The 13570-nt window shown below is 65.9% G+C and carries 11 protein-coding genes; 6 read left to right on the forward strand and 5 right to left on the reverse strand.

Annotation, left to right across the window (positions count from 1 at the left end; genetic code table 11):
• Positions 1–347 precede the first annotated feature (347 nt).
• Positions 348–1895 carry an EAL domain-containing protein gene (locus DNK34_RS22920; protein WP_131177608.1) on the reverse strand — a complete coding sequence of 516 codons (1548 nt, stop codon included), beginning with the start codon at positions 1893–1895 and terminating at the stop codon, positions 348–350.
• A 228-nt stretch (positions 1896–2123) separates the two neighbouring features.
• Here DNK34_RS22920 and acs point away from each other — a divergent pair, with 228 nt between their 5' ends.
• The 6 genes from acs to argR all read left to right on the forward strand — a co-directional run bounded on the left by acs (position 2124) and on the right by argR (position 8648).
• Positions 2124–4085 carry an acetate--CoA ligase gene (gene acs / locus DNK34_RS22925; RefSeq protein ID WP_131177609.1) on the forward strand — a complete coding sequence of 654 codons (1962 nt, stop codon included), beginning with the start codon at positions 2124–2126 and terminating at the stop codon, positions 4083–4085.
• A 457-nt stretch (positions 4086–4542) separates the two neighbouring features.
• On the forward strand, positions 4543–5319 hold the full coding sequence (locus tag DNK34_RS22930; protein WP_131177610.1) for an ABC transporter substrate-binding protein: 777 nt from the start codon (positions 4543–4545) through the stop codon (positions 5317–5319).
• Between the two features lie 100 nt (positions 5320–5419).
• Positions 5420–6109, forward strand: a complete 690-nt coding sequence (locus DNK34_RS22935; protein WP_131177611.1) for an ABC transporter permease — start codon at positions 5420–5422, stop codon at positions 6107–6109.
• Between the two features lie 13 nt (positions 6110–6122).
• On the forward strand, positions 6123–6821 hold the full coding sequence (locus tag DNK34_RS22940) for an ABC transporter permease (protein WP_131177612.1): 699 nt from the start codon (positions 6123–6125) through the stop codon (positions 6819–6821).
• A gap of 26 nt (positions 6822–6847) precedes the next feature.
• Positions 6848–7612, forward strand: a complete 765-nt coding sequence (locus tag DNK34_RS22945; protein ID WP_131177613.1) for an ABC transporter ATP-binding protein — start codon at positions 6848–6850, stop codon at positions 7610–7612.
• Positions 7613–7667: 55 nt separating this feature from the next.
• The gene (gene argR / locus DNK34_RS22950; protein ID WP_131177614.1) at positions 7668–8648 is read left to right on the forward strand and encodes a transcriptional regulator ArgR; all 981 of its coding nucleotides are present in this window, start codon (positions 7668–7670) and stop codon (positions 8646–8648) included.
• Between the two features lie 236 nt (positions 8649–8884).
• On the opposite strand, the gene DNK34_RS22955 is transcribed toward argR, so the two are convergent.
• Genes DNK34_RS22955 through coxB form a run of 4 tightly spaced genes read right to left on the reverse strand, consistent with a single transcriptional unit; the run spans position 8885 to position 13465 of the window.
• A complete protein-coding gene (locus tag DNK34_RS22955) occupies positions 8885–9706 on the reverse strand; it encodes a cytochrome c oxidase assembly protein (RefSeq protein WP_131177615.1) in 822 nt (273 codons plus the stop codon).
• The gene (locus tag DNK34_RS22960; protein WP_131177616.1) at positions 9697–10050 is read right to left on the reverse strand and encodes a hypothetical protein; all 354 of its coding nucleotides are present in this window, start codon (positions 10048–10050) and stop codon (positions 9697–9699) included. Before DNK34_RS22960 ends, DNK34_RS22955 begins: the two co-directional genes overlap by 10 nt.
• Positions 10050–12578: a cytochrome c oxidase subunit I gene (ctaD, locus tag DNK34_RS22965; protein ID WP_131177617.1), complete on the reverse strand. Its 2529-nt coding sequence runs from the start codon at positions 12576–12578 to the stop codon at positions 10050–10052. Before ctaD ends, DNK34_RS22960 begins: the two co-directional genes overlap by 1 nt.
• A complete protein-coding gene (gene coxB / locus DNK34_RS22970) occupies positions 12575–13465 on the reverse strand; it encodes a cytochrome c oxidase subunit II (protein WP_131177618.1) in 891 nt (296 codons plus the stop codon). The genes ctaD and coxB overlap by 4 nt, the downstream gene beginning before the upstream one ends.
• Positions 13466–13570: the final 105 nt, after the last annotated feature.

Genomic DNA, 13570 nt, shown 5'->3' on the forward strand with positions numbered 1-13570 from the left:
CGCAGAAATCGCGGTATGGCCACGATTCGCCGCGGGGGCGCGGCTCCTACAGGGACAGGGCAAACTGTCGTTTTGCGGGCCAAGCGCTTAACTGACTGGCATTAGCCGATGTGCCGGGTTTTTTCGTGGCTGGAGCTGGAAAACGTTCTGGTCGGCCTTACCACAGTCAAGCTTTTTCGTTCAGCCTTCAGCGCCTTTATCGGCTTCTACCCCGTAGCCTGGCTTTTCGTCCAGCCTTCAGCCTCCAGCGCCTTTATCGGTCCCCATCCTGCTCAAGCGCCTCCTGCGCAAGAGCGATGACGATCCGCGCTTCGACCGCCGGCCCCGTGCCGGGTTTTTTCGCCTGCTCAGCCAGGCGCGGGCGGGCTTTCCAGGGTCTTGAACAGGGCCTCGGCCGGCATCGGTCTGGCGTACAGGTAACCCTGCAGGATCTGTACGCCGCGCTGGGTCAGGTAATCGCTCTGTTCCAGCGTTTCCACGCCTTCGGCGACCAGCGCCAGTTCCAGGCGCACGGCCAGGTCGAGGATATTGTCGAGGATGTGTCGCGACAGGGCGTCCGAGCCGATCAGGGCGATGAAGCTGCGGTCGATCTTCAGGCAGTCGACGCGGAACTCGCGCAGGTAGGCCAGGCTGGAGTGGCCGGTGCCGAAGTCGTCGATGGCGATGCGCACGCCGAGGCGCCGCAGTTCGGCGAACACCTGCTCGGTCACCGCGGTGGCGGCGATCATCTGGCGCTCGGTGAGTTCCAGCACCAGGGTGATGCGCCCGGGCGGAAAGGCGTCGAGAAAGTCGCGGCATTCCTCGAGCAATTGCAGGTCCAGGCAATGTGCGGCGGTGATGTTGATACCGACGTGGAAGCCCTCGGGCAACAGTTCGGCGTGGCTGGCCAATTGCTCGCGTACCTGGTGCATCAGGGTGCGGGTCATGGGCACGATCAGGCCCAGGCGCTCGGCCAGGGGAATGAACTGATCCGGTGGCACCAGGCCTTCGCTGGGATGCTGCCAGCGCATCAGCACTTCCACGCCTTCCCAGCGGCCATTGCCCGTGTCCACCAGGGGCTGGTAGTAGGGCACGAACTCGCCGGCGTGCAGTGCACGCTTGAGTTCCGAGCTGGGAGAGGCCGAGCGCAGGCTGAAACGGTAGGTAGCGGCCCCGGCCAGCGCACCCAGCAGTAGAAACAGCAGAAACTGCGGCGAGTAGTGCTGGCGTATGTACTGCAGCGAAGCGCCGGTCGGGTAACTGGCCAGCACCGTGAACGGGTAGCGGGTCGAACGGGTGCTGAAGGGGTAATCCGTGTAGCCCGCCACGGGAGCCTGGCTGACATGGCCGTCGTCGCTCATCCAGTTCGTGCCGACCGACAACTGCAGAGGGACTTCCTGGCCATTGATCTGCAACAGGTCGCTCAGGTGCTGACCGTCGATAGCGACCAGTACGCCGCCGTTTCCCCGGGGCTGCCGGTACACCAGTACCGCACGTTCCGGTGTAACGACATTGCCGTCCATCAGGAGCAAGCGGCCGTCGCTGTAGGCCGGGGCCTGCTCGGCAGTGTCGTAGGGCCCCATCATCGAGGTGCAATAGATGACGCCATCATGGACCAGATTGACCGAGCGGGCAAAGGGGCTGACGGTGGCCTGATGGCGCAATGGCTGTTCGACCTCGGCGCAGGGCTGGCCGGACAGCTCGACCACGGCATCGGCTACTTGAGCGGTGTGGTCGAGTATGACCTCGAGCTGTGCCTGCGCCTCACTGGCGCTCTCCCGCGCCTGCGACTCCAGCAGGCTCGCCGCTTGCCAGTACATCAGCGGAGCGCCCAGCAACAGCGGTAGCGCGGCGGCGCCCAGGGCGGTGCATAGGCGCAGGGGACGCCCGCGGGAGTGGGGGGTGGAGAAGGGCATGCGCGGTGTCACCTTGTCTATGGACTGTGCCGAGCTTAACGAAAGTTGCCGGTCGCAGGAGGCCCGATCCGTCTGGGCCCGGGCAAATCCCTGTGGCGTCGCGCTGGCCGACGGCGGGCGCCGCGACCCGGGTCTGGACTCGGTAAGACCATGGTCGTATGGTTGTCGGCAGGGGGGATGGTTACAAATGTGAGCATAGAAAAACAACATCAAAGCCGAGGTGATTCAATGAGCGCTGCGTCCCTGTATCCCGTGCGCCCCGAGGTGGCGGCCAATTCGTTGACCGACGAAGCCACCTACAAAGCCATGTATCAGCAGTCCGTGATCAACCCTGACGGCTTCTGGCGCGAGCAGGCTCAGCGCCTCGACTGGATCAAGCCGTTCACCAAGGTCAAGCAGACCTCCTTCGACGATCACCATGTCGATATCAAGTGGTTCGCCGACGGCACCCTCAACGTCTCCTACAACTGCCTGGATCGACACCTGGAAGAACGTGGCGATCAGCTCGCCATCATCTGGGAGGGCGACGACCCCTCCGAGCACCGGGAAATCACCTACCGCGAGCTGCACGAGCAGGTGTGCAAGTTCGCCAACGCCCTGCGTGGCCAGGACGTACACCGCGGCGACGTGGTGACCATCTACATGCCGATGATCCCGGAAGCCGTGGTGGCCATGCTGGCCTGCGCGCGCATCGGCGCCATCCATTCCGTGGTGTTCGGCGGTTTCTCCCCGGAAGCCCTGGCCGGGCGCATCATCGATTGCCGCTCCAAGGTGGTGATCACCGCCGACGAAGGCCTGCGCGGCGGCAAGAAGATCGCCCTGAAGGCCAACGTCGACGACGCCCTGACCAACCCCGAGACCCGCAGCATCCAGAAGGTCATCGTGGTCAGGCGCACCGGTTCCGGGATCAAGTGGAACCAGCACCGCGACATCTGGTTCGAGGACCTGATGAAGGTCGCCGGCAGCGTCTGCGCGCCGAAGGAAATGGGCGCCGAGGAAGCGCTGTTCATCCTCTATACCTCCGGTTCCACCGGCAAGCCCAAGGGCGTGCTGCACACCACCGGCGGCTACTTGGTGTACGCCGCGCTGACCCATGAGCGGGTGTTCGACTACCGGCCGGGCGACGTCTACTGGTGCACCGCCGACGTCGGCTGGGTCACCGGCCACAGTTATATCGTCTACGGCCCGCTGGCCAATGGCGCGACCACGCTGCTGTTCGAGGGTATTCCCAACTACCCGGACGTGACCCGGGTGTCGAAGATCATCGACAAGCACAAGGTCAATATCCTCTACACCGCACCCACCGCGATCCGCGCCATGATGGCCCAGGGCACCGCCGCCGTGGAGGGCGCCGACGGTTCAAGCCTGCGTCTGCTCGGTTCGGTCGGCGAGCCGATCAACCCCGAGGCCTGGGACTGGTACCACCGCAACGTCGGCAAGGAGCGCTGCCCGATCGTCGACACCTGGTGGCAGACCGAGACCGGCGGCATCCTGATCAGCCCGCTGCCGGGCGCGACCGCGCTCAAGCCGGGCTCGGCCACCCGTCCGTTCTTCGGCGTGGTGCCGGCGCTGGTGGACAACCTGGGCAACCTGATCGAAGGCGCCGCCGAGGGCAACCTGGTGATCCTCGATTCCTGGCCGGGCCAGTCGCGCAGCCTGTATGGCGACCACGACCGCTTCGTCGACACCTACTTCAAGACCTTTAAGGGCATGTACTTCACCGGTGACGGCGCCCGTCGCGACGAGGATGGCTACTGGTGGATCACCGGCCGTGTCGACGACGTGCTCAACGTGTCCGGCCACCGCATGGGCACCGCCGAAGTGGAAAGCGCCATGGTCGCCCATCCCAAGGTCGCCGAGGCCGCGGTGGTCGGCGTGCCGCACGACATCAAGGGGCAGGGCATCTACGTCTACGTCACCCTGAACCAGGGCGAAGAGCCGTCCGAGCAGTTGCGCCAGGAGCTGAAGAACTGGGTGCGCAAGGAAATCGGCCCGATCGCCACGCCGGACATCATCCAGTGGGCGCCGGGCCTGCCGAAGACCCGTTCGGGCAAGATCATGCGCCGCATCCTGCGCAAGATCGCTACGGCCGAATACGATTCCCTCGGCGACATCTCCACCCTGGCCGACCCGGGTGTGGTGCAGCACCTGATCGAAACCCACAAGACCATGCAGTCGGCCTGCGCCTGACCGCCGCCCGGATGCCAACGCCCCACCCGGGTCGATCCGGCGTGGGGCGTTCGCGCTTTGCTGGGTAACAGCCGTGCGCCGATCTGGGGTGTGCGGGAACAGTCTGCCCCCTCAGTGGGCCGCGGCAGGCGCCAGGGATGCCCGGAAGGTCGCTGCAGCCCAGTGTTCACGGGGTTTGCATGGAAATGGCCTGGTACTTGCTGTAAATCAAGGTTGTGGAAAATTCCCTTATTCACATCCCCTCCGTTCTGTCAATATGCCTTCGGCGGCCATCCCGGGCTTTTGTAATTACTTGTCGCATTGAGGAAATATCGGTATTCGGCCTGTCGCTAGAATGCCGCTCTCTCAGGCGCAGCCCCTCGAACGACGGCGACCCTCTCTACATTCGACCCATTCATGGCCTGCGGCCAACCTGCATCGCGCCATCGAAGCCTTTCCATTGCTAGGAGTTTTCCTGATGAACAAGATCGCACTGCTCGGCGCGCTGGCACTATCCCTGCTCTCGCCGCTGACCATGGCCCAAGAAGCCAAGGCGCTGCGTATCGGTATCGAAGCGGCCTACCCGCCGTTCGCCTACAAGACCCCGGATGGCAACATCACCGGCTTCGACTACGACATCGGCGTGGCGCTGTGCGAGGAAATGCAGGTCGAGTGCAAGTGGATCGAGCAGGAGTTCGATGGCCTGATCCCGGCGCTGAAAGTGCGCAAGTTCGACGCCGTGCTGTCGTCGATGTCGATCACCGAGGAGCGCAAGCGCGCGGTCGATTTCACCGGCAAGTACTACGCCACGCCGGCCAAGCTGGCGATGAAGGCCGGCACCGTCATGAACGATGTGGCGGATCTCAAGGGCAAGAAGATCGGCGTGCAGCGCTCCTCGGTGTATGACCGCTACGCCACCGACGTCTTCACCCCGGCGGGGGCGCAGATCGTGCGCTACACCTCGCAGAACGAGGTGTTCCTGGATCTGAGCGCGGGCCGCCTGGACGGCACCATCGCCGACTCGGTGAACATCGATGACGGCTTCCTCAAGACCGACGCCGGCAAGGGCTTCGCCTTCGTCGGCCCGGATTTCACCGAGGAGAAGTACTTCGGCGAAGGCCAGGGCATCGCCGTGCGCAAGGGTGACAAGGCGCTGGCCGACAAGATCAGTGCGGCGATCCTGGCGATCCGCGCCAACGGCACCTACAAGGCCGTGCAGGACAAGTATTTCAGCTTCGACGTCTACGGCGAGTAAGGCGTCCTTCATCGAAAGTGGCGCGCGTCGGGGCAACCGGGCGTGGGCCGCTTCTTCGTTAGCATTTCGGCGCTGCATGGCGCGCGCATGAGGTAAGCGGATGCTCAACGGCTACGGCTCGTCCATTCTCGATGGCGCCTGGCTCACCCTGATCCTGGCGTTGACCTCGATGGCGCTGGCGATCGTGCTCGGCCTGATCGGCGCGGCCTTTCGCCTGTCGCCGGTGCGCTGGCTGGCGCTGCTGGGCGAGACCTATTCGACGGTGATCCGCGGCATTCCCGACCTGGTGCTGATCCTGCTGATCTTCTACGGCGGCCAGGATCTGGTGAACCGGGTCGCGCCGCTGCTCGGCCATGACGACTACATCGACATCAACCCCTTCGTCGCCGGCGTGTTCACCATGGGCTTCATCTTCGGCGCCTACCTGTCGGAAACCTTCCGCGGCGCATTCCTGGCCATTCCCGGGGGCCAGGCGGAGGCGGGCGCCGCCTATGGCATGAGCGGCCTGCAGGTGTTCCTGCGCATCCTGGTGCCGCAGATGATCCGTTTCGCCATCCCCGGGTTCACCAACAACTGGCTGGTGCTGACCAAGGCCACGGCCTTGATCTCGGTGGTCGGTCTGCAGGACATGATGTTCAAGGCCAAGAGCGCCGCCGACGCCACCCGCGAGCCGTTCACCTTCTACCTGGCCGTGGCGGCGCTCTACCTGGTGATCACCAGCGTGTCGCTGCTGGCCCTGCGTTACCTGGAAAAACGCTACTCGGTCGGCACCAGGGCCGCCGAACTGTGAGCGGGGGCAAGCGATGATCTTCGACTACACCGTTATCTGGGACAACCTGCCGCTGTATTTCGGCGGGGTGCTGGTGACCCTCAAGCTGCTCGCCATCGCCTTGTTCTTCGGCCTGCTGCTGGCCGTGCCCCTGGCCTTGATGCGGGTGTCGCGCTCGCCGCTGGTGAATGCCCCGGCCTGGCTGTACACCTATGTGATCCGCGGCACGCCGATGCTGGTGCAGCTGTTTCTGGTGTACTACGGCCTGGCCCAGTTCGAGGCGGTGCGCGACAGCGTGCTGTGGCCCTACCTGTCCAACGCCACCTTCTGCGCCTGCCTGGCGTTCGCCATCAACACCAGCGCCTACAGTGCCGAGATCCTCGCCGGCAGCCTGAAGGCCACGCCCCATGGCGAGATCGAGGCGGCACGGGCCATGGGCATGTCGCGCAGCAAGCTGTACCGTCGCATCCTCCTGCCCTCGGCGCTGCGCCGGGCGCTGCCGCAGTACAGCAACGAAGTGATCATGATGCTGCACACCACCAGCCTGGCCTCGATCGTCACCCTGATCGACATCACCGGTGCGGCCCGTTCGGTCAATGCCCAGTACTACCTGCCGTTCGAGGCCTTCGTCACCGCCGGCCTGTTCTACTTGTGCCTGACCTTTATCCTGGTGCGCCTGTTCAAGCTGGCCGAGCGGCGCTGGCTGGCCTACCTGGCGCCGCGGCGCGCATGAGCGCTGGATTCGAGAGAGTGAAAAGCATGTACAAGCTTGAAGTGAAGGACCTGCACAAGCGCTATGGCAGCCACGAAGTGCTCAAGGGCGTGGCGCTGGCGGCCAGGGCCGGCGACGTGACCAGCATCATCGGCTCCAGCGGCTCGGGCAAGAGCACCTTCCTGCGTTGCATCAACCTGCTGGAACAGCCCCATGCCGGCGAGATCCTGCTCAACGGCGAGGCGCTCAAGCTGGTGCCCGGCAAGGACGGCGCCCTGCGCGCCGCCGATGCCAGGCAACTGCAGCGCCTGCGTTCGCGCCTGGCCATGGTGTTCCAGCACTTCAACCTGTGGGCGCACATGAGCGTGCTGGAAAACGTCATGGAGGCGCCGGTGCACGTGCTCGGCATGAGCAAGCAGCAGGCCCGAGAGAAGGCCGAGCATTACCTGGCCAAGGTCGGCGTGGCGCACCGCCGGGATGCCTATCCCGCGCACATGTCCGGCGGTGAGCAGCAGCGCGTGGCCATCGCCCGGGCGCTGGCCATGGAACCCGAGGTCATGCTGTTCGACGAGCCGACCTCGGCGCTCGATCCGGAACTGGTTGGCGAAGTGCTGAAAGTCATGAGGGATCTGGCCGACGAAGGCCGTACCATGGTGGTGGTCACCCACGAGATGGGCTTCGCCCGCGAAGTGTCCAACCAGCTGTTGTTCCTGCACCAGGGCGTCGTGGAAGAGCGCGGTGATCCGCGCGAGGTACTGAGCAATCCGCGATCCGAACGCTTGCAGCAGTTCCTCAGCGGTAGCCTCAAATAGTTGGCAACAACCCTGTGCATGCCCTCAATCGTCTCCAGAGCTTAAACTGCCTGCCATGACTGCCCACCGAATCGGCTTCCTGCTGTGGCCCAACACCAAGCCCCTGACCCTGGCGTTGGCGGAGGAAGCCCTGAGCGTCGCTCAGCGCGTCCATCCGGAAGTGGTCTACGAGTTGTCGTTCCTGCAGGTCGAAACACCGCCCGAGGGCGGCTGGCGCCTGCCGGGCGGTTCCTGGGTCGGTGCGCTGGAAAACTGCCAGAAGCTGTTCCTGCTGGCCGACGAGCCGCCGCTGAGCGTGGCGCCGCCACTGGCCGCGGCGCTCAAGCAACTGGTGCGCAGCGGCTGCACCATCGGCGCGGTTTCCGCTGGCGTCTACCCGCTGGCCCAATTGGGCCTGCTCGACGGCTACCGTGCCGCGGTGCACTGGCGCTGGCAGGACGACTTCGCCGAGCGCTTTCCCAAGGTGATCGCCACCAGCCACCTGTTCGACTGGGATCGTGACCGCCTGACCGCCTGTGGCGGCATGGCCGTGCTCGACCTGCTGCTGGCGCTGCTGGCGCGCGATCACGGCGCCGAGCTGGCTGGTGCGGTGTCCGAAGAGCTGGTGGTCGAGCGTATCCGCGAGGGCGGCGAGCGCCAGCGTATTCCGCTGCAGAATCGTCTGGGTTCCAGCCATCCGAAGCTGACCCAGGCGGTGCTGCTGATGGAGGCGAACATCGAGGAGCCGCTGACCACCGACGAGATCGCCCAGCACGTGTGCGTATCCCGCCGGCAACTGGAACGCATCTTCAAGCAGTACCTCAACCGCGTGCCCAGCCAGTACTACCTGGAGCTGCGCCTGAACAAGGCGCGCCAGCTGCTGATGCAGACCAGCAAGTCGATCATCCAGATCGGCCTGTCCTGCGGTTTCTCGTCGGGGCCGCATTTCTCCAGCGCCTATCGCAATTTCTTCGGCGCCACGCCGCGGGAAGACCGCAACCAGCGGCGCAACAACAATCCCTTCGAACTGACCTCGGCGCCGGTCGAGCGCGGCTGAGCGCCTTGCAACAAAGGCTGTGCGCCGGTGGCGCACGGCGCCATGGCGATGTGAAGATCAAGACGGGATCGCCACATTCGCGCAGGAGCCGCGACCCCGCGGCGAACAGCGGCCATGCCTCGGATTCTGCGGGATGACCGCCATCGAATCGCGCCGGGGGCGACGCTCCTACGGGTGAACCCTGTGGCTGCGAACGGCTCTTGCAGGCCAGGGATCGAGACGGTATCCACGCGGTTTCAATAGTGTTCGTCGAGCCCGTGTTGCCCGGCCTGGCGTCGCCAGATGCGCGTCAGCCAGCGCCAGGCGATCCAGCCTGCCGCCGCCAGATACACCAGCCCGCACGGCACCCACATCAGCAGGCCGGCCAGTTGCTGGTCGGCCAGGTCGCGGGCGTCGCCGTAGAAGGGCGTATTGCCGAATGTCAGCAGGGCCCCGAGCAGGCCGGTGTGCATCAGGGTCAGCAGCATCGCCATCAGTGCCTGGGGCACCTGCTGCGGCGTGGCACGCAGGCAGGACCACCAGAACAGCCAGGCGCTGAGCAGGAAGCAGGCGTGTTCGAAGGCATGCCACCATGGGTTTTCCAGGGCCAGGCGATACAGCGAGGGGGTGTGCCAGATCCAGATGACCGCGCCGTGCAGCATGGCCAGGGGCAACGGGTGCCGGCCGCAGCGCAGCACGCCGTTGTACAGCGGCTGCAACCCGCGGCCGAGGGCCGCACGCCATTGCGGCAGAGGCCTGGCCAGGGCCCACAAGGGTGCGATGACGACGATGAACAGCATGTGCTGGAGCATGTGCAGGCTGGTGCTGGTTTCCGCCCAGTCATCGATGGGGCCGAACACCGCCAGCACGGTGATGAGCATGGCCGTGTGCATCCACAAGGGCTCCCAGCCATGGGGGCGCAGGCGTCGCGCGCCGATGACGTAGAGCAGCCAGGCCGCGGCGAGCAGCACGGCGCTGATGAACAGCGCTATGCGCTCGTCGGGAGGGGCGTCGAACAGGCCATGGGCGGCCAGCGGCAACGGCAGCAGGAGAAGACCGGCAAGGACGCTCAGGCGCATGGTGGCAGGCCCACGATGGGCAGGGCGATGAACAGGGTGGCCAGCGCGGCGATCAGGTTGATCCAGGCGGCGATGCTGGCGACGAAGCGCTCGCGCTCGCTGCGCTGGGCGTGCCGTGCCGCGCGCCAGAACAGGCGGGCGAGGGCGCCCAGCAGCACCAGGGTCAGCGCCGTGCCGACGCCGAGGGCCAGGTTCAGCCAGGTCCAGGCACCGTCCTGCAACGCCGGGGGCGCCACGGAGCAGGCCACGGACTGGCCCCCATAGAGGGCGACGAACCACAGGCTCCAGATGATCAGGCCGAGGATCATGTGCATCGGGTTATAGGGTGAGCGCAGGCTTTGCATCAGGCGCCTCCGAAGGTCGGGGGAAACAGCACCAGGGCGAAGTAACTGCACCAGAGCACACCGAGGCTGTAGTTCCACCACTGCTCGACCACCAGCGGCTCGTAGGGCGAGGTCGCGCTGACATAGCCATAGCGCACGCGCAGGGCCTGCAGGGCGCTGAGCACGGCGGCCAGCAGGCCATGGCCGAGGCTGTAGACGAGCAGGACGAAGATCACCGCGTCGTGGGCCGTCGCGCGTGGCGCCAGATCGCCCGCCAGCAGTGCCCAGAACAGCAGCGCCGAGTGCCCCAGGCCGAGCAGCGTCAGGCCGACGAAGCAGGTCGTCAGGCCGCTGTCGTCGCCCCGGCGCAGGCGCTTGAGCACCTGGCGTTGCCACACGGCGGCGACCGACAGCAGCACGGCGCTGGCCAGCAGCAGGCGCTGGTCGAACACCGGCGCGTCGGGCACCTGCCAGTTGGGCGCCACGGTCCACAGGTAGAACCAGCCGAACAGCAGCGACAGGTACAACGCGCCGTTGGCCAGCAGGGTCACGCCCATGCCCCACAGGCCCGGGCCGTCGCAGGTGCGCGAGTGCAGGGGCGGCTCACCGGGCTGGGTCCTGGCGTCCGGCGCGGCCTTGGGATGGGCGCCGTTTTCCCAGCTCCAGCGCAGCAATACCAGGGTCGAGGCGACGCACGCCAGGATCGCCAGCCAGTAGACCTTGCCCAGCAGGCTCAGGCACAGCAGGGCGATCAGGCAGGCGGCGATGAACGGTAGCCAGCTGTTGCCGGGCAGGTGGATGATTTCGCGCACCTTGCCGGTCAGCGGATCGACCCCCCAGGTTTCCCGGCGGCCATGGTCGATCACCGTCAGGGCATGCTCGCCGCGGGCGATGCTGGCCGGCAGATCGGGGTCGTGCCACAGCGGATGACGATCGGTGATCTTGGCCAGGCTGACGAAGTTGTACGGGTTGGGCGGCAGGCTGGTGGCCCACTCCAGGGTGTCGGCCTGCCAGGGGTTGGCCGTGGCCCGCTTGCCGTGACGAAAATGCAGGATCAGGTCCAGCAGCAGTGTGGCGATCCCGATGGCCAGGATGAAACTGCCGACCGAGGAAATCAGGTTGGGCAGATCCCAGCCCAGCCCGCTCTGGTAGGTGTAGACCCGCCGCGGCATGCCCAGCAGCCCCGTCCAGTGCATGATCAGGAAGGTGATGTTGAAACCGCTGAATACCAGCCAGAAGCCCCATTTGCCCAGGCGCTCGGACGGCATGCGCCCGGAGAAGTGCGGCAGCCAGTAATACAGGCCGGCCACCAGTGGAAAGAACATGCCGCCGACCAGCACGTAGTGCAGGTGGGCGACGACGAAGTGGGTGTCGTGCACCTGCCAGTCGAAGGGCACCAGGGCCAGCATCACGCCGGTCAGGCCGCCGCAGACGAAGATGATCAGAAACCCCACCAGCCACAGCATCGGCACGTTGTACACCGGGCGGCCGAGCCACAGGGTGGCGAGCCAGGCGAACACCTGGATCGCCGTGGGAATGGCCACCAGCATGCTCGCGGCGGAAAAGAACGCCTGCGCCAGTTGCGGGATGCCCACCGTGAACATGTGGTGCACCCACAGGCCGAAACTGATGAAACCGGTGGTCAGCACCCCCAGCACCACGGCGCGATAGCCCACCAGCGGGCGTCGGGCGAATACCGGCAGCAGGGTGGAGACGATGCCGGCGGCCGGCAGGAAGATGATGTACACCTCGGGATGGCCGAACAGCCAGAACAGGTGCTGCCAGAGCAGTGGATCGCCGCCGCGCGCCACTTCGAAGAACGGCAGGCCGGCGGCGCGTTCCAGTTCCAGCAGGATGCTGCCCAGGATCAGCGGCGGGAAGCCGACGACGATCATCACCGCCATGGTCAGGATGTACCAGGCGTAGATCGGCATCTTGTTCAGCGCCATGCCCTCGGCGCGGGTGCGCAGGATGGACACCACCAGCTCGACGCCGGCGGACACGGCGGAAATCTCGACGAAGGTGATGCCCAGCAGCCAGAAGTCGGCATTCGGTCCCGGCGAATGGGCGGCGCTGGACAACGGGGTGTACATGAACCAGCCGGCGTTGGGGGCGACGCCGAAGAACAGGCTGGAACAGAGGATCAGGCCGCCGAACAGGTAGCACCAGTAGCCCAGCGCCGACAACCGCGGGAACACCAGATCCCGGGCGCCGAGCATCTTCGGAATCAGGTACACGGCCAGGCCCTCCATCATGGGCACGGCGAACAGGAACATCATCACCGTGCCGTGCATGCTGAAGACCTGGTTGTAGACCTCCGGCCCCATGAAGTCGTTGTTCGGCAGCGCCAGCTGCGCGCGCATCAGCATCGCCAGCAGACCGGCGAACAGGAAGAAGCCCAGCCCGGTGACCATGAAGCGCAGGCCCAGGGTGGTGTGATTGACGATGGTCAGCGCCTTCCAGCCGCGCGGGTTGCCCCAGACGTCGTTGAACTGGTCGTGCAGCGACCCGGCATCGTCCTGGCGCGGCGTATTGTCAGCATTGCTCATGGTTCGAGGGTCTCCAGCCAGGCGGCGATGGCTTGCAGCTGTTCGGCGTCGACATCGTCGGTCAGCGGCATGCCGCTGCCCGGTTTCAGGCGCTGGTGCTCGCGCAGCCAGGTGAGCGTGGCGCCGGGGGCGTTGGCTAGTACGCCGCTGCCCAGGTTGCGCCGGCTGCCCAGGTCGCTGAGATCCGGCGCGCGCGTACCTGCGCTGACGCCCGCCACGCGGTGACAACTGCCGCAGTAGCTGGCGAAGGTCTCGCCGGCAGCGCCGGACAGGGCCTCGATCCGCGGTTCCCGGCGGGCATCGAGCCAGGCGCCGAAGTCCTCTTCGGCATGGGCCTGCACGTCGAGAATCATGTTGCTGTGCTGGGTGCCGCAGAATTCCGAGCATTGCCCGCGGAAGATCCCCGGCTCGTCCGCCTGCAGGCGGATGGTGTTGTGGCGGCCGGGAATCATGTCGATCTTGCCGCCCAGGCGGGGCACCCAGAACGAGTGGATCACGTCGGCGCTGCTGACGCTCAGGTCCACCGGGCGGCCAGCCGGCAGGTGCAACTGGTTGGCGGTGACCACGCCGCTGTCGGGGTAGCGCACTTCCCACCACCACTGGTGGCCGATGACCTCGATGCGCAGCGGCTGTTCGCCGATCAGCGGCAGGGGCAGCATGCGCTGGCCCACGGGAATGCCGAACAGCAACAGCAGCACGATGCTCAGCGAGGGCAGGACGATGCCCCCGCCGATCAGCCAGCGGCGTTGAATCCGGCGCGCCTGTTCGGCATCGAAATCACGTGGCCTGCGGTGCAGGGCGTAGATCCACAGAGCGCTGACCGCGACCAGCACCAGACCGAAGAAACCGCACATGGCCCACCACAGCAGCGCCACATCGCGGGCCATGGGGCCGGCCGGGGCGAGGGTGGACTGGGCGCCGTCGCAGGCAGATATAAACGGAACTGCCAGCGTCAGCGCGGTCAACTTGCTTAACCACCCATTCAACGTTCC

The organism is Phytopseudomonas dryadis, from assembly GCF_004327355.1.
GTDB lineage: Bacteria > Pseudomonadota > Gammaproteobacteria > Pseudomonadales > Pseudomonadaceae > Aquipseudomonas > Aquipseudomonas dryadis.